The organism is Microbacterium yannicii PS01, assembly GCF_000304335.1.
Lineage (GTDB): Bacteria > Actinomycetota > Actinomycetes > Actinomycetales > Microbacteriaceae > Microbacterium > Microbacterium yannicii_A.
In genome coordinates this window covers 37,761-64,314 of the sequence record NZ_CAJF01000024.1, presented here as the reverse complement: position 1 = coordinate 64,314, position 26,554 = coordinate 37,761, and the positions used below count along the sequence as shown (strand labels likewise).

General features: G+C 69.8%; 25 protein-coding genes. 8 read left to right on the top strand and 17 right to left on the bottom strand.

The window, feature by feature from the left end; genetic code table 11:
• Positions 1 to 373 precede the first annotated feature (373 nt).
• Together WYM_RS13760 and WYM_RS13755 are read right to left on the bottom strand one after the other, a co-directional pair.
• Entirely contained in the window at positions 374 to 1,339 is a 966-nt protein-coding gene (locus WYM_RS13760) for an electron transfer flavoprotein subunit alpha/FixB family protein (RefSeq protein ID WP_019181429.1), read from the bottom strand.
• Positions 1,340 to 1,348: 9 nt separating this feature from the next.
• Positions 1,349 to 2,125 carry an electron transfer flavoprotein subunit beta/FixA family protein gene (locus tag WYM_RS13755; protein WP_019181428.1) on the bottom strand — a complete coding sequence of 259 codons (777 nt, stop codon included), beginning with the start codon at positions 2,123 to 2,125 and terminating at the stop codon, positions 1,349 to 1,351.
• Positions 2,126 to 2,280: 155 nt separating this feature from the next.
• On the opposite strand from WYM_RS13755, the gene WYM_RS13750 reads away from it, so the two are divergent.
• A complete protein-coding gene (locus WYM_RS13750; RefSeq protein WP_019181427.1) occupies positions 2,281 to 2,817 on the top strand; it encodes a MarR family winged helix-turn-helix transcriptional regulator in 537 nt (178 codons plus the stop codon).
• A 5-nt stretch (positions 2,818 to 2,822) separates the two neighbouring features.
• Here WYM_RS13750 and WYM_RS13745 read toward each other — a convergent pair whose 3' ends face one another.
• Genes WYM_RS13745 through WYM_RS13735 form a run of 3 tightly spaced genes read right to left on the bottom strand, consistent with a single transcriptional unit; the run spans position 2,823 to position 5,765 of the window.
• Positions 2,823 to 3,599, bottom strand: a complete 777-nt coding sequence (locus tag WYM_RS13745; RefSeq protein WP_019181426.1) for an enoyl-CoA hydratase — start codon at positions 3,597 to 3,599, stop codon at positions 2,823 to 2,825.
• Entirely contained in the window at positions 3,596 to 4,534 is a 939-nt protein-coding gene (gene mmsB / locus WYM_RS13740; RefSeq protein ID WP_019181425.1) for a 3-hydroxyisobutyrate dehydrogenase, read from the bottom strand. The genes WYM_RS13745 and mmsB overlap by 4 nt, the downstream gene beginning before the upstream one ends.
• Before the next feature lie 43 nt (positions 4,535 to 4,577).
• Positions 4,578 to 5,765 carry an acyl-CoA dehydrogenase family protein gene (locus WYM_RS13735; RefSeq protein ID WP_019181424.1) on the bottom strand — a complete coding sequence of 396 codons (1,188 nt, stop codon included), beginning with the start codon at positions 5,763 to 5,765 and terminating at the stop codon, positions 4,578 to 4,580.
• A 226-nt stretch (positions 5,766 to 5,991) separates the two neighbouring features.
• Here WYM_RS13735 and WYM_RS22265 point away from each other — a divergent pair, with 226 nt between their 5' ends.
• Entirely contained in the window at positions 5,992 to 9,399 is a 3,408-nt protein-coding gene (locus WYM_RS22265; protein WP_019181423.1) for a choice-of-anchor I family protein, read from the top strand.
• A 58-nt stretch (positions 9,400 to 9,457) separates the two neighbouring features.
• Here the strand turns inward: WYM_RS22265 and WYM_RS13725 are convergent, their stop codons facing one another.
• On the bottom strand, positions 9,458 to 9,796 hold the full coding sequence (locus WYM_RS13725; RefSeq protein ID WP_019181422.1) for a YciI family protein: 339 nt from the start codon (positions 9,794 to 9,796) through the stop codon (positions 9,458 to 9,460).
• Positions 9,797 to 9,970: 174 nt separating this feature from the next.
• Between WYM_RS13725 and WYM_RS13720 the strand changes: the two genes are divergently transcribed.
• Positions 9,971 to 10,150, top strand: coding sequence for a hypothetical protein (locus WYM_RS13720; protein ID WP_019181421.1), 180 nt, complete (start codon positions 9,971 to 9,973; stop codon positions 10,148 to 10,150).
• A gap of 62 nt (positions 10,151 to 10,212) precedes the next feature.
• Positions 10,213 to 10,581, top strand: a complete 369-nt coding sequence (locus tag WYM_RS13715; protein WP_019181420.1) for a bleomycin resistance protein — start codon at positions 10,213 to 10,215, stop codon at positions 10,579 to 10,581.
• Positions 10,582 to 10,605: 24 nt separating this feature from the next.
• Here the strand turns inward: WYM_RS13715 and WYM_RS13710 are convergent, their stop codons facing one another.
• Genes WYM_RS13710 through WYM_RS13685 form a run of 6 tightly spaced genes read right to left on the bottom strand, consistent with a single transcriptional unit; the run spans position 10,606 to position 16,662 of the window.
• Complete coding sequence (locus WYM_RS13710; protein ID WP_019181419.1) at positions 10,606 to 11,787, bottom strand: thiolase family protein; 1,182 nt, start codon at positions 11,785 to 11,787, stop codon at positions 10,606 to 10,608.
• Positions 11,788 to 11,823: 36 nt separating this feature from the next.
• Positions 11,824 to 12,279, bottom strand: coding sequence for a hotdog fold thioesterase (locus WYM_RS13705; protein ID WP_019181418.1), 456 nt, complete (start codon positions 12,277 to 12,279; stop codon positions 11,824 to 11,826).
• Between the two features lie 19 nt (positions 12,280 to 12,298).
• Positions 12,299 to 13,486, bottom strand: coding sequence for a bifunctional 2-methylcitrate synthase/citrate synthase (locus tag WYM_RS13700; RefSeq protein WP_019181417.1), 1,188 nt, complete (start codon positions 13,484 to 13,486; stop codon positions 12,299 to 12,301).
• Between the two features lies 1 nt (position 13,487).
• On the bottom strand, positions 13,488 to 14,390 hold the full coding sequence (gene prpB, locus WYM_RS13695) for a methylisocitrate lyase (protein ID WP_019181416.1): 903 nt from the start codon (positions 14,388 to 14,390) through the stop codon (positions 13,488 to 13,490).
• Positions 14,390 to 15,916 carry an MmgE/PrpD family protein gene (locus WYM_RS13690; protein WP_019181415.1) on the bottom strand — a complete coding sequence of 509 codons (1,527 nt, stop codon included), beginning with the start codon at positions 15,914 to 15,916 and terminating at the stop codon, positions 14,390 to 14,392. The genes prpB and WYM_RS13690 overlap by 1 nt, the downstream gene beginning before the upstream one ends.
• Positions 15,913 to 16,662 carry a GntR family transcriptional regulator gene (locus WYM_RS13685; protein ID WP_019181414.1) on the bottom strand — a complete coding sequence of 250 codons (750 nt, stop codon included), beginning with the start codon at positions 16,660 to 16,662 and terminating at the stop codon, positions 15,913 to 15,915. Before WYM_RS13685 ends, WYM_RS13690 begins: the two co-directional genes overlap by 4 nt.
• Positions 16,663 to 16,813: 151 nt before the next feature.
• Between WYM_RS13685 and WYM_RS13680 the strand changes: the two genes are divergently transcribed.
• Genes WYM_RS13680 through WYM_RS13665 form a run of 4 tightly spaced genes read left to right on the top strand, consistent with a single transcriptional unit; the run spans position 16,814 to position 20,461 of the window.
• Positions 16,814 to 17,812 carry an ABC transporter ATP-binding protein gene (locus tag WYM_RS13680; RefSeq protein ID WP_019181413.1) on the top strand — a complete coding sequence of 333 codons (999 nt, stop codon included), beginning with the start codon at positions 16,814 to 16,816 and terminating at the stop codon, positions 17,810 to 17,812.
• Positions 17,809 to 19,428 (top strand): hypothetical protein, encoded by a 1,620-nt coding sequence (locus WYM_RS13675; RefSeq protein ID WP_019181412.1) that lies wholly within the window; start codon positions 17,809 to 17,811, stop codon positions 19,426 to 19,428. The genes WYM_RS13680 and WYM_RS13675 overlap by 4 nt, the downstream gene beginning before the upstream one ends.
• Before the next feature lie 19 nt (positions 19,429 to 19,447).
• Complete coding sequence (locus WYM_RS13670; RefSeq protein WP_019181411.1) at positions 19,448 to 19,921, top strand: GbsR/MarR family transcriptional regulator; 474 nt, start codon at positions 19,448 to 19,450, stop codon at positions 19,919 to 19,921.
• 9 nt (positions 19,922 to 19,930) lie between these two features.
• The gene (locus tag WYM_RS13665) at positions 19,931 to 20,461 is read left to right on the top strand and encodes a ribonuclease H family protein (protein WP_019181410.1); all 531 of its coding nucleotides are present in this window, start codon (positions 19,931 to 19,933) and stop codon (positions 20,459 to 20,461) included.
• Positions 20,462 to 20,539: 78 nt separating this feature from the next.
• Here WYM_RS13665 and WYM_RS13660 read toward each other — a convergent pair whose 3' ends face one another.
• The 5 genes from WYM_RS13660 to WYM_RS13640 form a co-directional block, all read right to left on the bottom strand.
• A complete protein-coding gene (locus WYM_RS13660; RefSeq protein ID WP_019181409.1) occupies positions 20,540 to 20,902 on the bottom strand; it encodes a VOC family protein in 363 nt (120 codons plus the stop codon).
• 103 nt (positions 20,903 to 21,005) lie between these two features.
• Entirely contained in the window at positions 21,006 to 21,482 is a 477-nt protein-coding gene (locus WYM_RS13655; RefSeq protein WP_019181408.1) for an NUDIX domain-containing protein, read from the bottom strand.
• Positions 21,483 to 21,487: 5 nt separating this feature from the next.
• Positions 21,488 to 22,501 (bottom strand): aldo/keto reductase family protein, encoded by a 1,014-nt coding sequence (locus WYM_RS13650; RefSeq protein WP_019181407.1) that lies wholly within the window; start codon positions 22,499 to 22,501, stop codon positions 21,488 to 21,490.
• A gap of 71 nt (positions 22,502 to 22,572) precedes the next feature.
• Complete coding sequence (locus tag WYM_RS13645) at positions 22,573 to 24,669, bottom strand: ABC transporter ATP-binding protein (RefSeq protein WP_019181406.1); 2,097 nt, start codon at positions 24,667 to 24,669, stop codon at positions 22,573 to 22,575.
• Positions 24,666 to 26,399 carry an ABC transporter ATP-binding protein gene (locus WYM_RS13640; RefSeq protein WP_019181405.1) on the bottom strand — a complete coding sequence of 578 codons (1,734 nt, stop codon included), beginning with the start codon at positions 26,397 to 26,399 and terminating at the stop codon, positions 24,666 to 24,668. The genes WYM_RS13645 and WYM_RS13640 overlap by 4 nt, the downstream gene beginning before the upstream one ends.
• Positions 26,400 to 26,554: the final 155 nt, after the last annotated feature.

The following is a 26,554-nucleotide window of genomic DNA, read 5'->3' as shown; positions in this document are numbered from 1 at the left end:
CGCTTCGACAGGCTCAGCGACCGAGGAAGCGGGCGACGCTTCGACAGGCTCAGCGACCGGGGATGCAGGCGACGCTTCGACAGGCTCAGCGACCGAGGAAGCGGGCGACGCTTCGACAGGCTCAGCGACCGGGGATGCAGGCGACGCTTCGACAGGCTCAGCGACCGAGGAAGCGGGCGACGCTTCGACAGGCTCAGCGACCGGGGATGCAGGCGACGCTTCGACAGGCTCAGCGACCGTGAGCTCGGCGACCGCGGGCTCAGCGACCGGGGCCTCGGCGGCGGGAGTGGCGCCGGCGGGGGGCCACGGTTCGCCACCCGCGACGCGGGGCAAGCCGCGGCGCACGGAGGAGGGGAACGTCGCCACTGCGGCCCTATGCCTTCTTCGCTTCGAGGGCTGCGATAAGCTGCGGCACCACGGTGAACAGGTCGCCCACGACGCCGAAGTCCGCGATCTCGAAGATCGGGGCGTCGCCGTCCTTGTTGATGGCGACGATCGTCTTGGCGGTCTGCATGCCGGCCTTGTGCTGGATCGCCCCCGAGATGCCGAGCGCGACATACAGCTGGGGCGAGACGGAGACACCGGTCTGACCGACCTGGTAGGTCTGCGGCACGTAGCCGGCGTCGACCGCGGCGCGCGATGCGCCCACCGCCGCGCCGAGGGCGTCGGCCAGCTGCTCCACGAGCGCGAACTTCTCGCCCGAGCCGAGACCACGGCCGCCCGAGACGACCTTCACCGCACCACGCAGCTCCGGCCGCGACGACGCCACGACGGCCGCATCGACCGACGACACAGTGGCGGCCTTGCGTCCCGACGCGCGCACCTCGAGCGTCTCGACCTCGGGCGAGGCGACCGCTTCGGCCCTCGCCTCGACAGCGCCCTGACGGACGGTGATCACCGGCGCCCCCCACGTCACGGCGGAGTCGACGTTGTAGGCCCCGCCGTACACCGAGTGGTGCGCCACAACGCCCTCGGCGTCGCGCGAGACGCCCACGACGTCGACGGCGATGCCCGAGCGCGAGCGCGCGGCGTAGCGGCCCGCCGCTTCGCGACCCTCGATCGAGTGGGAGGCCAGGATCGCGTCCGGCCGGACGAGATCGGCCGCCGCGGCCAGCGCATCCACGACCGGAACCGTGAGGCCCTCACCGGGAGCGGCGACCAGCACCGACGCCGCGCCGAGGGCCGCGGCATCCGTCGCCAATGCGGCGTCGCCGATCACCAGCGCGACCGGCGTGCCCACCTGGGCCGCGGCGCCCAGCACCTCGGCGGCGGACTTCGCCAGGCCGCCCGAGGGGGCGGTGTCGAGCAGGACGAGGATCGGATCTTCAGCGAAAGTCATGGTCCTGCCTCACACGAGCCGGTTCTGGATGAGGAACTCGGCGAGCTTCTCGCCGGCGTCGCCCTCGTCGACGATCTTCACGCCCGCGGCGCGCGCCGGCTTCTCGCTCAGGCTGATCACGATCGAGCGCGAAGCGTTCGGGTCGTGGGCGTCGATGCCGAGGTCCTCGAGCGACACCGTCTCGAACGGCTTCTTCTTCGCCGCCATGATGCCCTTGAAGTTGGGGAACCGGGCATCGGGCAGCGCTTCGGTGATCGAGATCACCGCCGGCAGCTCGGCCGACACCTGCGCCGTCGCGCCGTCCGACGCGCGTACGCCCGACACCGACGTCTCGCCGATCTCGACCGAGTTGAGGAAGGTCGCAGACGGCACGTCCAGCAGCTCGGCCACCATCACCGGCACGACGCCGCCCGATCCGTCCGTGGACTGATTGCCGGCTATCACCAGATCGAACCCGACACGCTGCAGCGCGGCGGCCAGCACCTCGGCGGTCAGCCCCATGTCGGCACCGAGCAGCGCGTCGTCGACGACCTGCACCGCCGAGCCGGCGCCCATCGCCAGACCCTTGCGCACCGTCGCCGACGCCGATGCCGGCGTCATCGACAGCACCACGACCTCGGTCCCGGGCGTCTTGTCGGCGTGCGACAGCGCCACTTCCAGCGCGCGCTCACCGATCTCGTCGAGGACCGTCTCGCTCGCCGCGCGATCGGCAAGACCCGTCTCGAGCGACAGCTTGCGATCCCCGTACGTATCCGGGACTTCCTTGACCAGGACGACGATCTTCATGACGATCTCCTCACGCTGCGCACGAGTCTAGAGCGCGGCCCGCTGTGTACCGAATCGGCCGAAACAGTCCGCGGCGGCGGCCGCCGGGCGGCCGTGTGTATACATTGGCGCCCTCCGCAACGGCCTGCCGGTACGGTGGTCGCAGGAGGTTCACGGTGGCAGCAACCAGGCGTCTTCCGGTCGATCCGATCGCCGAGGCCAAGCGCCAGTGGATCGAGCACGGCTGGGAGTCCGCGGCCGCCGGCATGACCGCCGTCACCTCGATCATCCGCGCGCAGCAGCTGCTCTTCGCGCGGATCGACGCGTCGCTCAAGCCCTTCGGACTCTCCTTCGCGCGGTACGAGATGCTGCGGCTGCTGGGCTTCACCCGCGAGGGACGGATGCCGATGGCCAGCGCCATCGCACGACTGCAGGTGCATCCGACCAGCGTCACGAACACCGTCGACCGCCTGGCCCGCGACGGGCTCGTCTCTCGCGAACCGCACCCTGCCGACGGACGCGCCGCGATGCTCGTGCTGACCGATGCGGGCAGAACCCTCGTCGAGGATGCGACGCGCGCGCTGAACGCCGAGGTCTTCGAGCAGCCGGGCCTCGCCGAGGACGACACGACGGAGCTCGTTCGCATCATCGCGCGCCTGCGCAAGGACGCCGGGGACTTCACCGACCCGAAGCCCCAGCCCGATCCCCTCTGACACCTTCAGCGGTTCTCGAATCGCGGGGCCCGCTTCTCACGGAAGGCGGCCATGCCCTCCTTCTGGTCGGCGGTGTCGAAGAGCGACGCGAACACGTGGCGCTCCAGGCGCAGGCCCTCCGACAGCGACGTCTCCATCGCCGCATCGAGCGTCGCCTTGGCGGCGTACAGGGATGGCAGCGACTTGGCCGCGATCGCCTCGGCGGTCTTGTGCGCCTCGTCGAGCAGCTCGGCGGCCGGTACGACGCGCGAGACGAGGCCGGAGCGCTCGGCTTCCGCGGCATCCATCGTCCGTCCGGTGAGGATGAGGTCGGCGGCCTTGTAGTACCCGACCGCGCGGATGAGGCGCTGCGAACCGCCCATGCCCGGGATGACGCCGAGGTTGATCTCGGGCTGGCCGAAGGTCGCGGTGTCAGCGGCGAGGATGATGTCGCACATCATCGCCAGCTCGCACCCGCCGCCCAGTGCATACCCGGCGACGGCGGCGATGACGGGCGTCCGGATCTCGGCGAACCGTGCCCAGCCTCCGAAGTGGTCGCCCATCAGCATGTCGAGACCGGACTTGTCGGCCATCTCCTTGATGTCGGCGCCGGCCGCGAACGCCCGCTCGGAGCCGGTCAGCACGATCGCGCCGATCCGGTCATCGGCGTCGAAAGCGGATGCCGCGACCACGACCTCGTGCATGACCTGGGTGTTGAGCGCGTTGAGCGCTTCGGGACGGTTGAGGGTGATCCAGCCCACCCGCCCGCGAGTCTCGACGAGGATCGTCTCGTACTCGGTCATCGGTCGCCCTCTCCGGCCCGCGCGCTCTGGTCGCGGATCGTGTTGATGATGCCCGAGAAGTCCTGTCCGGCGCCAGGACCGTCGGCGTAGCGGGCGTAGAGCTCCCGCGCGAGCATGCCCATCCGGGCGTCGACGCCCGTGGCGGTGACGGCGTGCTCGGCCAGCCCCAGGTCTTTGCTCATCAGTGCTCCGGCGAAGCCGGGCTGATAGTCGCGGTTGGCGGGACTCGTGGGCACCGGGCCGGGCACGGGACAGTTCGTCGTGAGCGCCCAGCACTGCCCCGACGCGTTCGAGGCGACGTCGAACAGCGCCTGATGCGACAGCCCGAGCCTCTCCCCCAGCACGAACGCCTCAGCGACCGCGATCTGCGACACGGCGAGGATCATGTTGTTGCAGACCTTCGCGGCCTGGCCGAGTCCGGCGCCGCCGCAGTGCACGACCCGCCGGCCCATGGCCTCGAGGAACGGCCGCGCGGCCGCGAAGTCCTCTTCCGACCCGCCCACCATGAACGCCAGCGTCGCGTTCTCGGCGCCGACCACACCGCCCGAGACCGGGGCGTCCAGCGAGCGATGCCCCGCCGCCTCGGCGAGCGCGTGCGCCTCACGGGCGTCGTCGACCGAGATCGTCGAGCAGTCGATGAACAGCGTGCCCGGCTCGGCGACCGCGAGCAGTCCTTCGCCCGCGTCGGCACCGCGATAGGCGTCGAGCACCTGCCGCCCGGTCTGGAACATCGTGATGACGACCTGGGCGCCGCCCGATGCGCCCGCGGGCCGCACGGCTGCCGTGCCCGACTCCGCCGTCGCGAGGCCCGCCTCCCGCCCCGCGTCGACCGCGGCGGGGAACACGTCGTACCCCGTCACCTGGTGCCCGGCTGCGGCCAGATTCTTCGCCATCGGCAGGCCCATGTGTCCCAGGCCCAGGAATGCGATCCTCATCTGCGAACGTCCTTGTCCGTCGTCCCTCGTGTGAGCCGTCGCGTCAGCCGGCCAGCAGCTGCCGGCCGATGATGACGCGCATGATCTCGTTGGTGCCCTCCAGGATCTGATGGACGCGCAGATCGCGCACCACCTTCTCGATCCCGTAGTCGTGAAGGTACCCGTATCCGCCGTGCAGCTGCAGCGCCTCGTTCGCGACCCGGAACCCGGCATCGGTCGCGAAGCGCTTGGCCATCGCGCACTGCATGGCGGCGTCGGGCACATCGGCCCCGGCCTTCTTGGCGTCGAGGGCGGCGGCGGCATCCCTGACGAGCGCGCGCGCGGCACGCAGCTCGGTCGCCATGTCGGCGAGCGTGAAGACGACGCTCTGCCTCTCGGCCAGCGGCTCGCCGAACGTGAACCTCTCGTGCACGTAGCGGACGGCGCGGTCCAGCGCCCACTGCGCGCCGCCCAGGGAGCACGCCGCGATGTTCAGCCGCCCGCCGTCGAGCGCCGACATCGCGATCTTGAAGCCCTCGCCCTCGGCACCCAGAATGCTGGATGCGGGCACGCGCACCTCGTCGAGGATCACCTGACGGGTGGGCTGCGCGTTCCAGCCCATCTTGTGCTCGAGCGGGCCGAAGGACAGTCCCGGCGTCCCGTCCGGAACGAGGAACGCGGTGATCCCACGGGCCCCCGGTTCTCCGGTGCGAGCCATGACGATGTAGACGGATGCCTCGCCCGCACCCGAGATGAACTGCTTGACTCCCGTCAGCACGAACTCGTCGCCACCATGCTCGTCAGCAGACCGGATGGCGCTCGTGGTGATGGCCGCGGCATCCGACCCCGCCCCCGGCTCGGTGAGGCAGTAGCTGCCGAAGCCCTCCATCGCGGCCAGTCGGGTGACCCATTCCTGCCGCTGAGCATCGGTGCCGTAGCTGTCGATCATCCAGGCGACCATGTTGTGGATCGAGATGTAGGCGGCGATCGCGGGGTCGCCCTTGGCGAGCTCCTCGAAGATGAGGGCGGCGTCCGAGCGCGACAGGGCCGCTCCCCCGACGTCCTCGCGGACGTACACGCCGCCCAGACCGAGCTCGCCGGCGCGGTGGATCGTCTCGCGGGGGAAGTGAGAAGCGGCATCCCACTCGAGCGCGTGCGGCGCGAGCTGCGTCTCGGCGAACTCGCGGACGGCCTCGAGGATCGCCTCACGCTCCTCGGCGGTCAGCGTGCTCGGGACTGCGGTGGGCGTCATGGTCGTAGGCACCGTTGCTCCTTCAGCGATCGGAATGCCTCTGGTGGGCGCATCCTGATCAACGCGATCGTGCCCTCGTCGGCACACTGACCAGTTTACATGGACGTCCTTCTATCTTCTAGGACGACCAGGAAGCAGCCGCGTTCGTCGTCTGTTCACCGTGCGGCCACTCCCGCCCAGTAGGACGGAGGGGCGCTGATCGCGCTCACCCGACCCGAGGACTCCGATGCCTTCGCTCACTCACTCACGGCACGCTTCCCGCGCTGTCGCCATCACTGCGGCCCTCGCCGTAACCAGCACACTCGCGCTCGCACCGGTCACGACCGCCGGCGCGGCGATCGTGACCGACCCGATCATGCACTCCGCCGACGACGCGACGCTCTCGCTCGCGCCGATCGGCACGTTCGAGACCGGCGCCTTCGACGAAGGCGCCGCCGAGATCGTCGCCGCCCACGGTGAGCGTCTGTTCGTCGTGAACGCCCAGGCCGGCTCGGTGAGCGTGCTCGACTACAGCGATCCCGCGGCCATGTCGGAGGAGTTCGCGCTCACCTCCGCCGGCGTCGCCAACTCGGTGACGGTGCGTGCGGACGGGCTCGGCATCGTCGCGTTCGAGGCCGAGGTCAAGACCGACCCCGGCCATCTGCTCTTCTTCGACGCGGAGGCGCAGGATGCTGCATCCGCGGTCCTCGGAACCGTCACGGTCGGCGCGCTGCCCGACATGGTGACCGTCTCGCCGGACGGGAAGTACGCGGTCATCGCCAACGAGGGCGAGCCGGCGGATGACTTCTCCGTCGACCCCGAGGGCTCGATCAGCATCGTGACGCTGCCGAAGAAGGTCGCGGCGCCGAAGCAGAAGGCGGTGAGCACCGCCGACTTCCACGCGTTCGAGGCGAAGAAGCTTCCCTCCCTCGCCACCGGGCTCGTCGGCCTCATCGAGCGGTTCGCGAACTCGCCGTTGCTGAACGCCCAGGCCAAGAAGGCGCTGGCTGCCCTCGTGGCGGCGCTGGCCCCCCGCATCGAGGACCGACTGCCGGAAGGCGTGCGCGTCTTCGGCCCACAGCCGCACGGCGACGACCACCCCGTCAGCCGCAACCTCGAGCCGGAGTACATCACGATCGACGGGAAGACCGCGTACGTGTCGCTGCAGGAGGCGAACGCCGTCGCCGTCGTGCAGCTGTCCAGCGCCACGGTTCGTGAGATCCTGCCACTGGGCGCCAAGGATCTCGGCGCCGCCGAGAATGCGCTCGACCCGAGCGACCGCGACGATGTGCACGCGCTGCGCACCTATCAGGGGCTCAAGGGCCTCTACATGCCCGACGCCATCCAGTCGTACACAGCGGGAGGCGAGACCTATCTCGTCACTGCGAACGAGGGCGACGCCCGTGAATGGGGCGACTACGTCGAAGCCTCACGCGTCAAGGACCTCGCGGAGGACGGCCAAGGACCGGTGTGCGCCACGAGCCCCCTCGCCGGCGCGCTCGGCGTCGCCGACCTCGGGCGGCTGAACGTGACGATCGAAGACGGCTTCGACGCCGAGGCGGGCTGCTACAGCGAGCTGCACGCCTTCGGCGGACGTTCGTTCTCGATCTGGACGACCGACGGCGAGCGCGTCTTCGATTCGGGCTCGGAGTTCGAAGAGATCACCGCGGCTGCGATCCCCGACTTCGTGAACTCCAATCACAGCGAGTCGAACTTCGAGGGCCGCAGCGACGACAAGGGGCCCGAGCCCGAGACCGTGGAGCTGGGCGAGGTCGCGGGTCGCACCTACGCGTTCGTCGGATTCGAGCGGGTCGGCGGGATCGCGGTGTACGACGTCACCGAGCCGGCGTCGTCGTCGTTCGTGACCTATGTCAACAACCGCGACTTCTCGGTCTCGGTCGAGGACGGCGGCGACCTCGCCGCGGCCGGTGATCTCGGGCCCGAGGGCATCGCGTTCATCCCGGCCGAGGAGTCGACCACCGGGACGCCGCTTCTGGCCGTCGGCAACGAGGTGTCGGGAACGACCACGCTGTTCGAGATCGCCGAAGTCGTCCCGACCACCGACGTCCAGGTGCTCACGATCAACGACTTCCACGGTCGGATCGAGCAGAACCTCGGAAACGGCGAGGCGGGAGCCGCGGTCCTCGCGAGCGCCGTCGACGCGTTCGAGGCCGAGAACCCCAACACGCTGTTCGTGTCTGCGGGCGACAACATCGGCGCGTCGACGTTCACGTCGTTCATCCAGCAGGACGAGCCGACGATCGACGCGCTGGTGGCGGCCGGCCTCGACCTGAGCGCCGTCGGCAACCACGAATTCGATGCCGGCTTCGCCGACCTCACCGACCGCGTGCTGCCCCGCTTCGGCGACACCACCTTCGGCCTCGGCGCGAACGTGTACCTGAGGGGCACCGATACCCCGGCGCTCCCGGAGTACGCGATCGAAGAGGTCGACGGTGTGCGCATCGGCTTCATCGGGACGGTGACCCAGCAGACCGCCACGATGGTCAGCCCCACGGGCATCGCCGACATCGAGTTCGGCGACCAGCTCGAGGCGGCCAATCGCGTCGCCGCCGAGCTGGAGGACCAGGACCTGGCCGATGTCATCGTGCTGCTCACGCACGAGGGGTCGGAGACGGGCGACTGCACGGCGGTCACCGCCGATGAGACCGCCTACGGCGAGCTCATCAGGGGCGCCTCGGCTGAGATCGACGCGATCGTCTCAGGTCACACGCACCAGTCGTACTCGTGCCAGGTGCCGGTCGACGGAACGGACGCCGAGCGCACCGTCATCCAGGCTCACCAGTACGGCACGACCCTCGGCAAGCTCGACATCCGCGTCGAGAGCGAGTCGAAGCGACTCGTCTCGGTCACCGGCGGGCTGGTCCCGCTGGTCAAGCCGGCGGACCCTGCGGCGGGTACACCGGCGACCGCGCTGTACCCCGAGGACGCCGCCGTCAAGGCGATCGTCGACGAGGCCAAGGCCGTCGCGGCGGTCGAGGGCGCGGTCGAGGTGGGTGCCATCACGGCCGACATCGTCCGGGGCGGAACGGCGGGCTCCGACCGCGGCATCGAGTCCACGCTCGGCAACCTCGTCGCAGACGTCTACCTGTGGGCGGCGTCGAACGAGGACTACGCAGGCACTCCCGCGCAGATCGGACTCATGAATCCCGGCGGCCTGCGCGCCGACCTGCTCTACGGCACCGACGGCACGATGACCTACGCCGACGTCGCGAACGTCCAGCCCTTCGCGAACACGCTGGTGACCGTGACCCTGACCGGCACGCAGCTGAAGTCGGTGCTCGAGGAGCAGTGGCAGCCGGCCGGCTCGTCGCGACCGAAGCTGCACCTGGGTGTCTCCGAAGGGTTCTCGTACGTCTACGATCCGGCGGCGGTGAGCGGCTCGCGCATCCTGTCGATGTCGCTGAACGGCGTCGCCGTAGCACCGACCGATGAGTTCACCGTCGTGACGAACTCGTTCCTCGCCGGGGGGTGGCGACAACTTCTTCACCTTCGAGGACGCCACCGACCGCACCGACACCGGTCAGGTCGACCTGGAGGCGACGGTGCGCTACTTCGAGGCCAATTCGCCGGTCGCTCCCGCGCAGCTCGGCCGCGCCGTCATCGCCGAGTAGTCGTCGCCGCCGCGCCTCCCTGAGGTGATCGGCTGCGCGCAGGGAGGGACCGGATGCTGCGGCATCCGGTCCCTCTTCGGTTCACGCCCGCTCGCCCCACGGTGCGAAGGCGCGCAGCTCGAGCTGCCCGTTGCGCGCCATCGGATGCCGCGACGCGATCTCGATCGCCTCGTCGAGGTCGGCGACCTCGAGGATGTCGAACCCCAGGATCACCTCGCTGGTCTCGGCGAACGGGCCGTGCGTGGTCAGCACCTTGCCGCCGCGAACCCTCACGACCGTCGACTCGGAGGCCGGCGCGAGGATCTCGCCGATGACGCGCTTGCCGCCGGCGTCGAGCGGGTCGACCCAGAGGTCGACGTCGGACTCGTCCGCGGGCTGATCGGGCTGGGCGTCGTTGACGACGAACATCATGAACTTCATGGTCTGATCCTTCCGGTGCCGGGCGGCACGGCGCCACCCTCACCTAGGCCGTCGCGCGGCGTCGACGCAGATCGACACTTCGTGTCAGAAACTTCTGAGATCTCATCCTCAAGGACGACCCGGGTGAGACTCACGGCCGACGACTCGGCGGATTGCGATACGTAGCGTCGAAGCATGACCGCAACGACCTCGCCGATCCACGTCGTCCGCCGCCGCGAGATCTCGCCCACCGGCGCGATTCTGCTGACCATCGCGGGCAACATCCTCGTGGTGGCGATCGCCGGCCTGGCCGTCGCAGGCGTCGCGGTCGCTGCCGCACTGGTCTTCGGCCCCCAGCTGCTCAGCGCGCTCTGAGCCGACCCGCGCGCGCTTCGGCCGTCCTTCCGTCGCGCGAGCGATCCCGGTACCCTGCGCGGGTGACCGAGCACGCCGTACCGATTCTCCTGAGCCGAGACCTGAACGAGACCCTGGCCTTCTACGAGGCGCTCGGCTTCGAGAACCGGGGCACGCCGCCCGACGACTGGGACTACCTCATCATCGGACGCGGCCACATCGAGCTGCACTTCGTCGGCGACCCGTCGGTCGACCCGTTGAGCTCCGCCTCGATGTGCTATCTCTACGTCGACGACGCCACGGCCCTTCACGAGCAGTGGCGTCACGCGGTGACTCCCGATGCCGCGACGGGCAGCCGTATCGAGGAGCCTGTCGACACCGACTACGGCATGCGGGAGTTCGCCGTCGTCGACCGCAACGGCAACCTTCTCCGCGTCGGCAGCCCGCTCTGACCGGCCGCCGCCGGGAAGGTCCCGTCAGACGCGCTCGATGATCGTCGCGTTCGCCATGCCGCCGCCCTCGCACATGGTCTGCAGGCCGAAGCGGCCGCCCGTGGCCTCGAGGATCGCGACGAGCGTTCCGAGCAGCCGGGTGCCCGACGCGCCGACCGCGTGGCCCAGCGCGATCGCGCCGCCCCACGGGTTCAGCTTCGCAGGGTCGGCCCCCAGCTCGGCCGCCCAGGCGAGAGGCACCGAGGCGAACGCCTCGTTCACCTCGTAGGCGTCGAGGTCGTCGATCCCCAGCCCGCTGCGGTCGAGGATGCGCCGCGTCGCCGGAATCGGTCCGGTCAGCATGTAGAGCGGGTCGTCACCGACGACCGCGAACGAGTGGAACCGAGCGCGGGGGGTGAGGCCCAGCTGCTCGGCTCGCTCGGCGCTCATGATGAGAACGGCGGATGCCGCGTCGGTGAGCGGCGACGAAGAGCCCGCGGTGATGCGCCACTCCAGCTCGGGGAACCGCGCCGCGAGCTCATCGGTGCGGAAGGCCGGGTTCAGCCCGCCCAGGCCCTCGGCGGTCGTGCCGGATCGGACGGTCTCGTCGATCGCGACCGCCTCGGCCCCGCCCGGGGGCAGGATCGGGAGGACCTGCGGATCGAAGCGGCCGGCGCTCCAGGCATCCGCCGCCCGTCGATGCGACTCAGCCGCGAAGGAGTCGAGCTGTTCCCGCGACAGCCGCCACTTGTGCGCGATCAGCTCGGCCGACACGCCCTGATTGACCAGGCCGTCGGGGTAGCGGGCGGAAAGGCCGGGCGCGAGCGTACCGCCCTGGCGCGTCGAGCCCAGCGGCACGCGGCTCATCGACTCGACGCCGCCCGCGATGACGATGTCGTACGCCCCGGCGATCACGCCCTGAGCCGCGAAATGCGCGGCCTGCTGGCTCGATCCGCACTGGCGGTCGATCGTGGTCGCGGGCACAGACTCGTCGAAGCCCGCCGCGAGCACGGCCTGGCGGCCGATGTTCATCGCCTGGTCGCCGATCTGGCTGACGCACCCCATGAGGACGTCGTCGATCTGGCGGGACTCGAGTCCGTTCCGCTCGAGCAGCCCGGTGAGGACCGCGGCGGCGAGGTCGACGGGATGGACCTCGCTGAGCGCTCCCCCGGGCTTGCCGCGCCCGGACGGGGTTCGGACGACGTCGACGATGACGGCCTCGCGCATGACAACCTCCTGCTTCCGAGCCTAGAACGGTGACGGTCAGCCGCGGGTCTCGGGGGTGGCGTAGGTACTCCGCTGCTCGATCACGGCGAGCGTGCAGCGCGAGATGCAGACGAGCGTGCCCACCTCGTCGACGATGCGGATCTCCCACACGTGCGCCCGGCGGCCGATGTTCGCCGGCGTCACCGTCGCGGTCACCCAGCCCGATGAGATCGGGCGGATGTGGTTGGCGTTGATCTCCTGGCCGACGACGTGGAACCGCTCGCGATCGATCGCGAGGTAGCCCGCCCACGACGCGAGGGTCTCGGCGAGGGCGACCGATGCGCCGCCGTGCAGCACGCCGGCAGGCTGCACGGTGCGCCGGTCCACCGGCATCCGTCCCACCAGCGCGTCGTCGCGCACCTCGACGATCTCGATGCCGAGGCTCTCGATCAGCGTTCTCGACGCCATCGCCGGCAGGTCGACCGCCGAGACGTCGCCGTGCCAGAGGCTCATGCCCTCACGGTCGCAGACATCAGGCCGACTCCTCCGCGCGTTCGGCGGCTTCGAGGGTCGCGGCATCCGGAACATAGCCGTCGATGTGGCGCTCGTCGGGACCGTTGTACTCCGACAGCGGGCGGATGAGGGCGTTGGAGGCGAGCTGCTCGGCGATGTGCGCCGTCCAGCCGGTGACGCGGGCGGCCACGAACAGCGGCGTGAAGGTGAGCGTGTCGAAGCCCATCAGGTTGTACGCCGGCCCCGACGGGTAGTCGAGGTTGGGGTAGATGCCCTTGCGCTCGACGAACTGCGATTCCAGCGCGTCGTACAGCGCCGCCACGTCGGGGCGGTCATAGTGCTCGACGAGGGTGTCGAGCGCGGCCTTCATGGTGGGCACGCGCGAGTCGCCGCGCTTGTAGACGCGGTGCCCGAAGCCCATGATCTTGCGCTTGTGGGCAAGCGCCTCGTCGAGCCACGGTCCCACGTTCTCAGCCGTCCCGATCTCGTCGAAGATGTGCAGCACCGCCTCGTTGGCGCCGCCGTGGAGGGGCCCCTTCAGCGCGCCGATCGCTCCGACGACGGCCGAGTACAGGTCGCTGAGGGTCGACGCGATCACGCGCGCCGTGAACGTCGAGGCGTTGAACGAGTGCTCGGCGTACAGCACCATCGAGCGGTTGAACGCGTCGACGACGACCTCATCGGCCTCCTCGCCGAAGGTCATCCACAGGAAGTTGGCCGAGTAGTCGAGGTCATCGCGCGGCGCGACCGGCTGCTGCCCGCGGCGGCGACGCTGACCGTACGCGACGATGGCGGGGAGAACCGCGAAGAGGCGGATGCTGCGCGCCAGGTTCTCCTCCGGGTTGCCGCTCGCGTCGAGCACCGAGCCGGCGCCGGCGAGGTCGCGCGCGCCGATCAGGCTGACCGCGGTCCGCACCTCGTCCATCGGGTGCGCGTCGAGCGGAACGAGGTCGATCGCGGCTCGCACATCGGCCGGAAGGTGCCGGTACGACCGCTCGGTCGCGCGCAGCTGCTGCAGCTGCACTTCGGTCGGCAGCTCGCCGTGCCAGAGCAGGTACGCGACGGCTTCGAACGGCTGCGTCGAGGCGAGCTCCTGCACGGGATAGCCCCGGTACAGCAGCGAGTTCGTGTCGGGATTGACCTTCGAGACCGCCGTGTAATCCACGACGACGCCCGCGAGGCCCTTCTTGATGTCGGGGTCGGTCATGTCACTCCTTCGTGATGGTGAAGTTGAACACCGAGGTGTCGAAGTGGTTGTACTGCTCGTAGTCGATCAGGTCGTACAGGTCGGCCCGGTGCTGCATCTCGCCGAGCTTCGAGGTGAGGTGCCCTTCGTCCACGAGCGTATCGAGCGCATGCGATGCCGCGCCCATCGCGATCCGCAGGAGCGAGACCGGCCAGATCACGATGTTGACGCCGACGCCCTGCAGCTGGTCGACGCTGAACAGGTCCGACTTCCCGAACTCGGTCATGTTCGCCAGGATCGGCACGTCGACCGCCGTTCGGACGGCCGCGAACTCATCGAGGGTGCGCATCGCCTCGGGGAAGATGGCGTCGGCTCCGGCGTCGACGAGCGCCTGCACGCGCCGGATCGCGGCATCCATCCCCTCCACCGCGCGGATGTCGGTGCGCGCCATGATCAGGAAGTTCGGATCGCGGCGCGCGTCGGCGGCCGCGCGGATGCGCTTGATCGCGGTGTCTTCGTCGACGACGGCCTTGCCGTCGAGGTGCCCGCACCGCTTGGGGTTGATCTGATCCTCGATGTGGGTACCGGCGATGCCGGCGTCTTCGAGGGTCTGGATGGTGCGCGCGACGTTCATCGGCTCGCCGAACCCGGTGTCGGCGTCGATGATCGCCGGGAGGTCGGTCATCCGCGCGATCTGCTGCCCGCGCGCGGCGACCTCGGTCAGCGTCGTGAGGCCGATGTCGGGCAGGCCCAGGTCGGCCGACAGCACCGCGCCCGAGATGTAGACGCCCTCGAAGCCCTTGCGCTCGATGAGCCGCGCGCTCAGCGGATTGAACGCGCCCGGGAACCGCAGCAGCTCGCCGCTGGACAGCCGCTCTCGCAGCAGCCGCCGCTTCTCGTGCGCCGGCACCGTGGAGTACAGCATCAGAACAGGCCCTTCGGTGCCGGGGCTCCGGCGAGGACGCCGAAGTCGGCGACGATCGTCAGCTGCCGCACCTCGTCGGGCGTGAGGTCGGGCAGGCGCTGCGCGAGGTCGAGGAACCGCTCGATCTCGTCGGCGGTGAGCACGGGCCCTGCGAGGAGGCGGAACTTGCGGATGTAGTCCTCGCGAGCGAAGGGCCGTGCGCCGAGAGGGTGCGCGTCGGCGACGGCGATCTCGTCCTCGAGCACCGAGCCGTCGGTGAGGCGGATCTCGACGCGGCCGCCGAAGGCCTTCTCGTTCGGGTCGTCGGAGTGGTAGCGGCGGGTCCAGCCCTCGTCCTCGGCGGTGGTGACCTTGTGCCACAGCGCCACGGTGTCTGCGCGACCCGCCCGCTCGGGCGTGTACGAGTCGACGTGGTGCCAGCCCCCGTCCTGCAGGGCGACCGCGAAGATGTACGGGATCGAGTGGTCCAGCGTCTCGCGCGAGGCCGTCGGGTCGTACTTCTGCGGGTCGTTCGCGCCCGAGCCGATGACGTAGTGCGTGTGGTGCGAGGTGTGCAGCACGATCGACTCGATGTTCACCGGGTCACGCAGGTCGGGGCGCTCCTCGCCCAGACGACGGGCCAGGTCGATCCACGCCTGCGCCTGGTACTCGGCGGAGTGCTCCTTCGTGTACGAGTCGAGGATGCCGCGCTTGGCCTCGCCGGCGGCGGGAAGCGGCACGTCGTACGAGGCGTCGGGTCCGTCCAGCATCCACGCGATGACACCGTCCTCGCCCTCGTAGATCGGGCTGGGCGACGTCTCGCCGCGCATCGCGCGGTCCACCGCCTCGACGGCCATCTTCCCCGCGAACGCCGGCGCGTGCGCCTTCCACGTCGAGATCTCACCCTTGCGCGACTGCCGCGTGGCGGTGGTCGTGTGCAGCGCCTGGCCCACGGCCTGATAGATGGTCTCCACCGGCAGACCCAGAAGGGTGCCGATGCCCGCGGCAGCCGACGGACCCAGGTGCGCAACGTGGTCGATCTTGTGCTTGTGCAGACAGATCGCCCGCACCAGGTCGATCTGGATCTCGTACCCCGTCGCCAGGCCCCGCACCAGCGCCGCGCCGTCGGAGCCGACGTGCTGAGCCACGGCGAGGATCGGCGGGATGTTGTCGCCCGGATGCGAGTAGTCGGCCGCGAGGAAGGTGTCGTGATAATCCAGCTCGCGCACCGCGACCCCGTTCGCCCACGCCGCCCACTCCGGCGACGTGCGGCGATCCAACCCACACCCGAAGACCGTCGCCCCGGCGCCGCCGACCGACACCGCGTGGTCGAGGGCCTGCTGACGGGCCGCGCTCACCGGAGCACGGGTGAGGGATGCCGCGGCCACGGCCGCGTTGTCGATCACCCGGTTGACGATCATGTCGACGACCTCGGGCTCGACCTCGACCGGGTCGGCGGCGACCTCGGCGATGTGCCAGGCGAGCTGACCCTCCCGCGCGAGGTCCTCGTCGCTGCGGTGCACGCGAAGGTGGTGGATGACGGTCATGTTCGTCCTTTCTGGGGCCCTTCGACAAGCTCAGGGACCGGTCCGGAAGCGGTCGCTGAGCGTGTCGAAGCGTCGAGGGATTCGAGGATGTTGGTGAGGGCGTTGTGCAGGTGCACATGCGTGGCGTGGGCGGCGAGGTCGGCGTCACGCGCGCCGATCGCCTCGGCGATCAGCCGGTGCTCGGCGACGGAGGCCGCGAGCCGGCCGGGGTTGTCGCGGGCAAGGCGCCGCACCCGGACCAGGTGCGTCCGCACGGTGCGCAGGGCGGCTGTGAGGTAGTCGTTGGCGACCGAGGCGTCGAGCATCTGGTCGAACCGGCCGATGAGCCCGTAGTACGCGTCCGTACCCGAGCCTGCCGTGCCGGTTCCGGATGTGCCGTCTCGGGCGTTGGCCTCGAGGAACGAGGGGTCGAGCTCGACCATCGCGAACTCGCGCCCGAGAGCGGCGAAGGCTGCGGCATCCCCTCGCTCGGCGGCGAGGCGGGCCGCCGACTCTTCGAGCGCGCGGCGCACCTCGAAGATCTCGCGGATGTCGCCGGCGTCGATCGCGGTGACCACCGTGACGCGCGGCGACTGCTGGGCGACCAGTCCGTCGGCGGCCAGACGCCCCAGCGCTTCGCGGAGCGGCGTGCGACTGACGCCCAGGCGGGCGGCCTGCTCGACCTCGCCGAGGACGGCTCCGGGGCGCAGGACGCCCGACTGGATCTCGTCGAGGAGGGTGGCATACGCGCGATCGCTGGCTCTCACCCCTCCACCTCCTCGTCACCGACTGAGCCATTGTATACATAAAGGCTGATCCGGCGCCCGTGCGGCGATCGGTGGAACCCACCGGTATACAAACCGCTCGATTGCTGCCTGAGTATTCACAAATTCATGAAATGCGCGTAGTCTCGCGATCATGACCACCGTCATCCTCACGCGCGAGCTCACCAAGCACTATGGGCGTGTCCACGCCCTCGACGGACTGGACCTCACCGTCGACGAGGGGCAGGTTCACGGCTTCCTCGGCCCCAACGGCGCCGGCAAGTCCACCACGATCCGCGTCCTGCTGGGACTGGCGCGCAAGACGGGCGGCGAGGCATCCGTCTTCGGCCGCGACCCCTGGCGCGATGCGGTCGCGCTGCACCGCCGCATCGCGTACGTTCCCGGCGACGTCAGCGTGTGGCCGAACCTGTCGGGCGGCGAGGCGATCGACCTCATGGCCCGGCTGCGCGGAGCCGGGCGCCACGATCCGGCTCACCGGGCCGAACGGGAGCGCCTGATCCACGCGTTCCAGTTCGACCCGCGCAAGAAGGGCCGCGCCTACTCGAAGGGCAACCGTCAGAAGGTCGCGCTGATCGCTGCCTTCTCCCTTCCGGCCGATCTGTACATCCTCGACGAGCCGACGAGCGGACTCGACCCGCTGATGGACGTCATGTTCCGCCGAGAGGTCGCCCGCGTCCGCGCGGAGGGCGCGACCGTCCTGCTCTCGAGCCACATCCTCTCCGAGGTCGAGCAGCTGTGCGACCGGGTGTCGATCATCCGGGCCGGCCGCATCGTGGAGTCGGGCACCCTCCCCGAGCTGCGTCATCTCACGCGGACGGAGGTCTCGTTCGCAGGGACGGATGCCGCAGCCGCCGCCGGCATCGCGGGCGCACACGACGTCGTGGCCGAGGACGGACGGGTGCGGTTCACCGTCGACAGCGACGCCGTATCGTCCGCGCTTCCGGAGCTGGGTCGCCGGAACGTCGCCGGGCTGCGCATCGCGCCGCCCTCGCTCGAGGAGCTCTTCCTCCGCCACTATGGGGATGAACTCGGAGGAGACGAGCTTGCCGGCGGCGGCGCCGCCCAGCTCGGAGGGGACCGGCGCGACAGCGGGCACGACTCGGCGCTGGAGTCCTCGGGGACGGGCCGATGAACGGATTCGGTGCGCTGCTGCGCCTGCGCGCACGCCGCGACGCCGTTCAGATCACGGTCTGGACGCTCGCCATGCTGCTGCTCGCGTACGGCTCGAGCGTCGGCGTGACCGAGAACTTCGGAACGCTGCAGGAGCGCAGCTCGCTGCTGTCGCTCGCCGTGGCGAACCCCGTCATCCTGCTGTTCCGCGGGCTGCCCTCGGGAACCGACGAGGGCGCCTTCATCGTCTTCCTCGTGCTGCCCTTCCTCGCGATGATGGCCGCGCTCATGGCGGCGTTCCTCGCGGTGCGCCATACGCGTGCCGAAGAGGAGACGGGACGGGCCGAGCTCGTCGCCGCGACACCCGCGGGGCGGTGGGTGCCGTTCGCGGCCACCCTGGTCCACGGCGTCCTCGCATGTGCCGTGCTCGGGGCTGCGGGTGCTCTCGGACTGCTCGTCAGCGGGCTTGCCGCCGCGGGGAGCATCGTCACCGGTGCGGCGATCCTGCTGACCGGACTGGTCTTCCTCACAGTGGGCCTGCTCGCCGCGCAGCTGTTCTTCAGCGCTCGGGCGGCGAACTCCCTCACGGTCTCACTGCTGGTCGCCACCTTCATCGTCGGCGGAGTCGGGAATGCCCTCGGGACGGCGGACGACACACTGACCCGGATGACGAGCAGCGGGCTCGCGTGGGTGTCGCCGTTCGTGTGGGCCGAGAACAGCCGCCCCTTCTCCGACGACGACCTTCTGCCCCTGCTGCTGGCGGCCGTCTTCTCGATCGTCCTGGTCGCGGTGTCGCTCGCGCTGCAGGCCGCCCGAGACGTCGGATCCGGTGTGCTCGCGGCGCGCCGGGCCCGCGCCGACGCCCCGGCGCTGCTCTCCAGTCCGGTCGGCCTCGTCTGGCGGTTGAGCGCGGGCTCATTGATCGCCTGGGCTCTGGGCGCGGCTGTCGTCGGGGCGCTCTCGACCTCGCTGGCCTCGGTCGTGCAGGAGGTCGCCTCCGGCAACCCGGCCGTGGAGGCGATCCTCGACCGACTCGCGGCTGAAGGCTCGATGGACCAGGGACTGATCGTGACGCTCTTCGTCATGGTGGGCGTTCTGGCAGCGTGCTTCGGAGTGCAGACGGTGCAGCGGGCACGTCAGGAGGAGACGCACGGCACCGCCGAGGCGACCCTCGGCGCCCCGGTGGGGCGCGGCAGCTGGCTCGGGGCATTCCTCGTCGTGGCCGTCGTGGGAATCGTCGTCATCACGGGGGCCGCCGTCGGAGGAGCGGCCGTCGCGCTCGCCGCGACGGGCGGCGAGCCCTCCCTCATCTCCGACGCACTCGTCGTCGGCGCCGGCCAGGCGATCGCGGCCGCGGTCTTCACCGTCATCACCGCGATCGTGTTCGCACTCGCGCCACGGCTGACGATCCCCCTCGGGTGGGCGATCGTGCTCGTGGCGGCCTGTCTGGCGCTCTTCGGGACCATCTTCGGACTCGACGACGACATCATCGCCCTGTCGCCGTTCGCGGCGATCCCCGTGCCCGCCGGCGACGCGATCGACCAGAACGGCGTGGTGTGGCTGGTGGTCGCCGCGATCGCGGGGGGCGCGGCATCCATCGCCCTCATGCGTCGCAGGGAACTCGCGGCGGGCGGGTAGGTTCGAACGGGGAGGATCGATGGACGACGTGCACCCCGGCACCGCGCACCCCGGCGTCGAGGCCGCCGAACAGGCCGCGGCCATGCTCGCGGCGGCCGGCATGGCCCGCATGCCCGCCCGCGTGATGATGGCTCTGGTCGGCTCACCCGACGAGGGCTACACCGCCGCCGAGCTCGCCGATCGCCTCGGGGTCTCAGCCGCGGCCGTGTCGGGAGCCGTGCGCTACCTCATCTCGATGCGGCTCATCCAGCGGCTGTCGCGTCCCGGCGACCGGCGGGATCGCTACGACCTCGTCGACGACGCCTGGGCCGGGATGATCGCCTCCAACGCACCGCTCTATGCCGCGCTGGCGACGCAGATGGACCGTATCGCGGACGAGAACGGGGATGCCCCGGTATCGGTCGCGCGAGCGCGCGACGTCGCCGACTTCCTGCGATATCTGACCGAGCGGATGCCGCAGCTCGCGGACGAATGGCGGGCGCAGCGCGGGTAGCCTCGTCAGGTGACTGACGCTTCCCCGTACACCGTGGCCACCGACGGCGCCTGCAAGGGCAACCCGGGGCCGACCGGATGGGCGTGGGTCGGCGAGGACGGGCACTGGGCTGCCGGCTCGATCCCCGTCGGCACGAACAACATCGGCGAGCTCATGGGGCTGCTGAAGGCCATCGAAGACCACGCCGACATCGCGCATCTCGTCGTGCAGGCCGACTCCAAGTACGCGATCGACACCTACGAGAAGTGGATGGACGGTCACCGACGACGCGGGTGGAAGACCTCGACGGGCGCGCCCACGAAGAACGTCGACCTGCTCGAGCAGCTCATCGTCGCCCGTGATGCGCGTCGGGCCGCGGGGCTTCCCGACGTGGTGCTCGAGCACGTACGCGGGCACTCCGGCCACGTCCTGAACGCGTGGGCCGACGAGCGAGCGGTGCGGGCGTCCGAGCATGCCGCGAAGGGCGTCGCGAGCGCGTGGTCGTCGCTGGGGGCGCAGGATCGCATCGACGTCTCCACCCGGCCGAAGAACGGGCGCTGACCTACCGCGGCACACCGCTGCGGCTCTGTCACCGCTGCCCTGTCACCGCGCGGCTGCACGCGGCCGATCCGTACGTCGTCAGCCCTCGGTCGTGCCCTCGTAGAGGCCGATGACGTTGCCGTCGGGGTCGGAGATGATCGCCCACCAGCTCGTCGGCGAGATCTCGCCCTTCTCCATCAGCACCGTTGCGCCCGCCTCGCGAGCCGCGGCGATCGTGTCGTCGATCGAGTCGACCTCCACGTACGAGCGCGGCTGGGTGAAGCGGTCGTCGCGCGGGGCGAGCCCGCCGCCAGAGATCTTGTTGGGCGCCTGCCACATGGGATAGCCCTCGTAGCCGGGCATCTCGGCGATGCTCCAGCCGAAGAGCCGGGAGTAGAAGGCCTTGGCCTTCTCGAAGTCGGTGACGGGGATGTCGATGTGGGTGATGTCGCCGTGGGCCATGCTGCTGTCCTCTCGTGCCGATTCCGACCCGGTCAGTCTGGCGGCCCCGTCACGCGGCCCACAAGAGGGCCGGCGGCCGACGGCTCGGCGGCGTGATCCCTGTTCAGCCGCCGGCGGCGGCGAGCTGTTCTTGCAGCGCATCGATCGCCGGGCGCTGCCCCTTCACGAGCTTGTCGCGGGCCTCAGGCAGCGGCATCCAGTCGACTCGGTCCACTTCAGGGAACGACGCCGTCTTGCCCGACCGCGGCGGCCATTCCAGGTCGAACTCGCCGAACTCGAGGTCGTCGAGCGACAGGCCGGCGCCGTCGGCGACGAAGACCGTCACGCGCTTGCCCGACGAGTACGCGAACGTGCCGAGCTCGGCGTATGCGGCGTCGGGCGCATCGATGCCGAGCTCCTCGCGGAACTCTCGGCGCGCGGCATCCAGCGCCGGCTCCTCCCCTTCGGCGAACTCGCCCTTGGGGATCGACCACGCGCCGGCATCCTTCGCCGCCCAGTACGGCCCGCCCATGTGTGCGATGAGCACTTCGGGCTCGGGATCGAGCCGGTAGAGCAGGATGCCGGCGCTCGTGGTCGCCACGGACGTCAGACCACCCGGGTCTTCGGCGAGACCGTGTAGGTGTCTTCGGCGTCGTCGTTCACCGCGCCGGCCAGCGCCGTATCGATCGCGGCCATCGTGTCGGCGTCGAGCACGACGCCCGAGGCCTTGACCGTGTCGGCGAGCTGCTCGGGACGCGATGCGCCCACCAGCGCCGCAGCCACGTTCTTGTTCTGCAGCACCCACGCGATGGCGAGCTGCGGCATCGAGAGGCCGGCGTCGGCGGCGATGGGCTTGAGGCGCTGGACGGCCTCGAGCACCTCGTCGCGGAGGAAGCTCTTGATGAAGCCGGCGCCGCTCTTCTCGTCGGTGGCGCGCGACCCCTCGGGCAGGGGCTGGCCCGGCAGGTACTTGCCGCTGAGCACTCCCTGCGCCATCGGCGACCACACGATCTGCGAGATGCCGAGCTCTTCCGAGGCGGGCACGACCTTGCCTTCGATCACTCGCCAGAGCATCGAGTACTGCGGCTGGTTGGAGATCAGCTGGACGCCGTAGCTCTTGGCGAGCGCGTGGCCCTCGCGCAGTTGCTCGGCGGTCCACTCCGAGACGCCGATGTACAGCGCCTTGCCCTGGCGTACGACGTCGGCGAACGCCTGAAAGGTCTCCTCGATCGGCGTCTCGTAGTCGTATCGGTGCGCCTGGTAGAGATCGACGTAGTCGGTGCCCAGGCGCCGGAGCGACCCGTTGATCGACTCGAGGATGTGCTTGCGGCTGAGGCCGGTGTCGTTCGGTCCCTTGGGCCCGGTGGGCCAGTAGACCTTCGTGAAGATCTCGAGCGACTCGCGACGCTGGCCGGCGAGTGCCTTGCCGAGCACCTCTTCGGCGGCGGTATTGGCGTAGACGTCCGCGGTGTCGAAGGTCGTGATGCCGGCGTCGAGCGCCGCCTGAACCGTGGCGATGGCGGCGGAGTCGTCGACCTGCGACCCGTGCGTGACCCAGTTGCCGTAGGTGATCTCGCTGACTTTGAGACCGCTGTTTCCGAGGTACCGATAGTTGACCATGAGAAAACGCTACCCTTGATCGGGCATGGTGGTCGCTTCGAGACGGAGAACAGCTCCGGGCGTCGAGCGCGTCAACGCACCGGCGCCCCCGCCGTGCTCTTCTCGTCGACCGGCTCGTCCGGCGACCCGTCGAGTTCGTCCGCTCGGGCCCCGATCACGTCGTCGGGGTCGGTCGCGGCCTGCTCGAACTGCGAGTTGTACAGGCGGAAGTACGCGCCCTGCGCCGCGATCAGCTCGTCGTGCGCGCCCTGCTCGACGATCGCGCCGCTCTCCATCACCAGGATCAGGTCGGCGTCGCGGATCGTCGAGAGCCGGTGCGCGATGACGAACGACGTGCGTCCCTCGCGCAGCGCCGCCATGGCGTTCTGCAGCAGAAGCTCGGTGCGCGTGTCGACGGAGCTGGTGGCCTCGTCGAGGATCAGCACCGACGGCTGCGCGACGAACGCCCGGGCGATCGTGATGAGCTGCTTCTCCCCCGCCGAGATGTTCGATGCCTCCTCGTCGAGAAGGGTGTCGTACCCGTCGGGAAGTGAATGCACGAACCGGTCGACGTACGTGGCCCGAGCCGCCTCGAGGATCTCCTCGTCGGTGGCGTCCGCGCGACCGTACCGGATGTTCTCGCGGATCGATCCGGCGAACAGCCACGGATCCTGCAGCACCATGCCGGTCTTCGCACGGATGTCGCGGCGGGTCAGCTGGGCGATGCTCTGCCCATTGAGCAGGATGCGACCGCCGTCGAGCTCGTAGAACCGCATGATCAGGTTGACCAGGGTCGTCTTGCCCGCCCCCGTCGGCCCGACGATCGCGACGGTCTGCCCGGGCTCTACGCGGAATGACAGGTCCTGGATGAGCGGCCGGTCGGGCGAGTACGAGAAGCTGACGTTCTCGAACTCGATCGTGCCGTCGCCGTCGACCGGCGCAGGGGCGTCGACAGCGTCGGGCTCCTCTTCCGATTCGTCGAGGAATTCGAACACGCGCTCTGCCGACGCCGTGCCGGACTGCACCACCGCGGCCATGCCGCCCAGTTCCGAGAGCGGCTGGGTGAACTGCTGCGAGTACTGGATGAACGCCTGCACGTCGCCGAGCCGCAGCTGCCCGCCGGCGACCATCAGCGCACCGAATACAGCGATGCCGACGTAGGTGAGATTTCCGATGAACATCATCGCGGGCATCATGATGTTCGAGAGGAACTGCGCCTTGAACGACGCCTGGTACAGCTCTTCGTTCTCGGCGCGGAACGCCTCGCGCGAGGCCTGCTCACGGCCGAAGACCTTGACCAGCGCGTGGCCCGAGAAGGATTCCTCGACCCGCGCGTTGAGCCGGCCGACCTTGCGCCACTGGATGCCGAACGCCTTCTGCGAGCGCGGCCCGATCACGCCGAACAGCACGCCCATCAGCGGGAACGAGATCAGCACGACGAGCGTGAGCTGCCACGAGATCGACAGCATCATGATCAGGACGCCGACCACGGTGAGCACGGCGGTGAGCGCCTGCGACAGGGACTGCTGCATCATCTGCGTGATGTTGTCGATGTCGTTGGTGACGCGCGAGATGAGCTCGCCGCGCTGGACCCGGTCGAAATAGCTGAGCGGCAGGCGGTTGATCTTCGCCTCGACCTGCTCGCGCAGGCGCCACATCGTGCGGACCATGATGACGTTGATGACGTAGCCCTGCAGCCACATCAGCAGCGAGGACGCGAAGTAGAGCGCGAGCACGATGAGCAGCACGCGGCTGAGGGCGAGGAAGTCGACCCCCGCGCCGGGGGTGAAGTTCTGCATCGCCGTGACGATGTTGGCGAGGTCCTGCTGGCCGGCATCGACAAGGCCCTGCACGACCTGGTCCTTCGTCGCGCCCGCCGGGGCCATGCCCGAGACGACGCCCTCGAACAGGATGTTGGTCGCCTCGCCGAGCACCTTGGGCGACAGCACCGCGAGGACGACGCCGAACGCGCCGAGGATCGACACCAGGGTGAACGCGACGGCGTGCGGTCTGAGGAGGCCGATCAGGCGCCGGAACGAGGGTCCGAAGCGAGCCGCCTTGCCGGGCGCGACTCCGCCCGACCAGTCGTCGGCGGCGATGCGGGCCTGCTCGCCGAGCTCGATCTCGAGTTTCTCCTCGGCTGAGAGCACCTGCTCGACCGGCTTGCGCGTGCGCTTCTGATCGCTCATCGCGCGACCTCCGCTCCGAGCTGGGACTGCACGATCTCTCGGTAGGTCTGACTGGACTCCAGCAGCTCGTCGTGAGTGCCGAGGCCGACGATGCCGCCGTCGTCGAGGACGATGATGCGGTCGGCCTCGGTGATGGTCGAGATCCGCTGGGCGACGACGATCTTCGTCACCTCGGGCAGCTCGCGCCACAGCGCCTGCCGCAATCGCGCGTCGGTGGTGAGGTCGAGGGCCGAGAACGAGTCGTCGAAGACCAGGATGCGCGGGTCGTGCACGATCGCTCGCGCGATCGCGAGCCGCTGACGCTGGCCGCCCGACACGTTCGTGCCGCCCTGCGCGATCGGCGAGTCCAGCCCCTCGGGCATCTGGCTCACGAAGTCGCTCGCCTGGGAAATCTCGAGCGCACGCCAGAGTTCGGCATCCGTCGCCTCCTCCTTGCCGAAGCGCAGATTCGACGCGATCGTGCCGGAGAAGAGGAACGGCCGCTGCGGGACGAGACCGATCGTGCTCCACAGCGCATCGAGATCGACCTCGCGCACGTCGACCCCGCCGACGCGCACGGCGCCGCCGGTGACGTCGAACAGCCGCGGGAGGAGCGAGATCAAGGTCGTCTTCCCGGCGCCGGTGGATCCGACGATCGCCACCGTCTCGCCCGGCGCGGCGGCGAAGGTGATGCCGGAGAGGATCGGATGCGCGGCGCCCGGGTAGGTGAACGACACATCGTCGAAGTCGATGGCGCCGGGCTCCGGGAACGACGCCGCGGCGTCGACGGGCCGCACCAGCGTCGTGCGGGTGCCGAGCACCTCGCTGACGCGCTCGGCCGACACCGCTGCCCGCGGGATCATGAGAGCCATGAAGCTCGCCATCATGACGCCCGAGAGGATGATCATGACGTATTGCATGAAGGCGAAGAGGGTGCCGATCTGGATCTCGCCCGCGTCGACCTGAATGCCTCCGAACCAGATCACGCCGATCACCGTGACGTTCAGGATCAGCATGACCGCGGGGAACAGCACGACGAAGAGCGATCCCACCTTGCGGCCGACGACCATGATGTCGGTGTTCGCCCCCCGGAACCGCTCCTCTTCGATCGGCTCGCGCACGAAGGCGCGGATGACGCGGATGCCGGTGAGCTGCTCGCGCATCACGCGGTTCACGCCGTCGAGCTTGCCCTGGTAGCTGCGGAAGAGGGGCACCATCCGTGCGATGAGCAGGCCGGCGACGACCAGAAGCACGGGTACCGCCACCGCGATGATCCACGCGAGGCTGGCCGCCTGCTCGATCGCGAGCACGACGCCGCCGATGGCCAGGAGCGGCGCCGAGACGAGGAACGTCGCGCCCATCATCGTCAGCATCTGCACCTGCTGCACGTCGTTGGTGTTGCGGGTGATGAGCGATCCGGCCCCGAAGCCGGTGACCTCGCGCTCGGAGAAGCTGGAGACCCGCTCGAAGATGCCGTCCCGCAGGTCGCGGCCCATCCTCATCGCGGCCTTCGCGGCGAAGTAGGTGGCGATGATCGCAGCGACGATCTGCCCGAGCGATACCGCGAGCATGACCAGGCCGGTGCGCCAGATGTAGTCGGTGTCACCTTGCGCTACGCCGTTGTCGACGATGTCGGCGTTCAGGCTCGGCAGGTAGAGCGAGCCGAGTGCGGACGCGAACTGGAAGAGCAGCACCCCGAGCAGCAGCCAGCGATACGGCTTGAGATAGCGGACGAGGAGTTTTGCGAGCACGGATGACTCCAGACTCTGACGGACTCCGTGAGGCGTCCGAAGGGTGATGCACACACCCTCCCACGGGACGCCGACATCACGGCAGGTCCGTTCACGGAGGGCGAAACGCGAGGGTGCGGACGCCGAGCCCCGGCATCCGGTCGTCACCCTAACAC

What these genes read in the sequence shown, in the direction of transcription:
- WYM_RS13760 (WP_019181429.1), bottom strand. Translation starts at nt 1,339, where the DNA reads ATGACTTTCGCTGAAGATCCGATCCTCGTCCTGCTCGACACCGCCCCC.
- WYM_RS13755 (WP_019181428.1), bottom strand. Translation starts at nt 2,125, where the DNA reads ATGAAGATCGTCGTCCTGGTCAAGGAAGTCCCGGATACGTACGGGGAT.
- WYM_RS13745 (WP_019181426.1), bottom strand. Translation starts at nt 3,599, where the DNA reads ATGACCGAGTACGAGACGATCCTCGTCGAGACTCGCGGGCGGGTGGGC.
- mmsB (WP_019181425.1), bottom strand. Translation starts at nt 4,534, where the DNA reads ATGAGGATCGCATTCCTGGGCCTGGGACACATGGGCCTGCCGATGGCG.
- WYM_RS13735 (WP_019181424.1), bottom strand. Translation starts at nt 5,765, where the DNA reads ATGACGCCCACCGCAGTCCCGAGCACGCTGACCGCCGAGGAGCGTGAG.
- WYM_RS22265 (WP_019181423.1), top strand. Translation starts at nt 5,992, where the DNA reads ATGCCTTCGCTCACTCACTCACGGCACGCTTCCCGCGCTGTCGCCATC.
- WYM_RS13725 (WP_019181422.1), bottom strand. Translation starts at nt 9,796, where the DNA reads ATGAAGTTCATGATGTTCGTCGTCAACGACGCCCAGCCCGATCAGCCC.
- WYM_RS13720 (WP_019181421.1), top strand. Translation starts at nt 9,971, where the DNA reads ATGACCGCAACGACCTCGCCGATCCACGTCGTCCGCCGCCGCGAGATC.
- WYM_RS13710 (WP_019181419.1), bottom strand. Translation starts at nt 11,787, where the DNA reads ATGCGCGAGGCCGTCATCGTCGACGTCGTCCGAACCCCGTCCGGGCGC.
- WYM_RS13705 (WP_019181418.1), bottom strand. Translation starts at nt 12,279, where the DNA reads ATGAGCCTCTGGCACGGCGACGTCTCGGCGGTCGACCTGCCGGCGATG.
- WYM_RS13700 (WP_019181417.1), bottom strand. Translation starts at nt 13,486, where the DNA reads ATGACCGACCCCGACATCAAGAAGGGCCTCGCGGGCGTCGTCGTGGAT.
- prpB (WP_019181416.1), bottom strand. Translation starts at nt 14,390, where the DNA reads ATGCTGTACTCCACGGTGCCGGCGCACGAGAAGCGGCGGCTGCTGCGA.
- WYM_RS13690 (WP_019181415.1), bottom strand. Translation starts at nt 15,916, where the DNA reads ATGACCGTCATCCACCACCTTCGCGTGCACCGCAGCGACGAGGACCTC.
- WYM_RS13680 (WP_019181413.1), top strand. Translation starts at nt 16,814, where the DNA reads ATGACCACCGTCATCCTCACGCGCGAGCTCACCAAGCACTATGGGCGT.
- WYM_RS13675 (WP_019181412.1), top strand. Translation starts at nt 17,809, where the DNA reads ATGAACGGATTCGGTGCGCTGCTGCGCCTGCGCGCACGCCGCGACGCC.
- WYM_RS13670 (WP_019181411.1), top strand. Translation starts at nt 19,448, where the DNA reads ATGGACGACGTGCACCCCGGCACCGCGCACCCCGGCGTCGAGGCCGCC.
- WYM_RS13660 (WP_019181409.1), bottom strand. Translation starts at nt 20,902, where the DNA reads ATGGCCCACGGCGACATCACCCACATCGACATCCCCGTCACCGACTTC.
- WYM_RS13650 (WP_019181407.1), bottom strand. Translation starts at nt 22,501, where the DNA reads ATGGTCAACTATCGGTACCTCGGAAACAGCGGTCTCAAAGTCAGCGAG.
- WYM_RS13645 (WP_019181406.1), bottom strand. Translation starts at nt 24,669, where the DNA reads ATGAGCGATCAGAAGCGCACGCGCAAGCCGGTCGAGCAGGTGCTCTCA.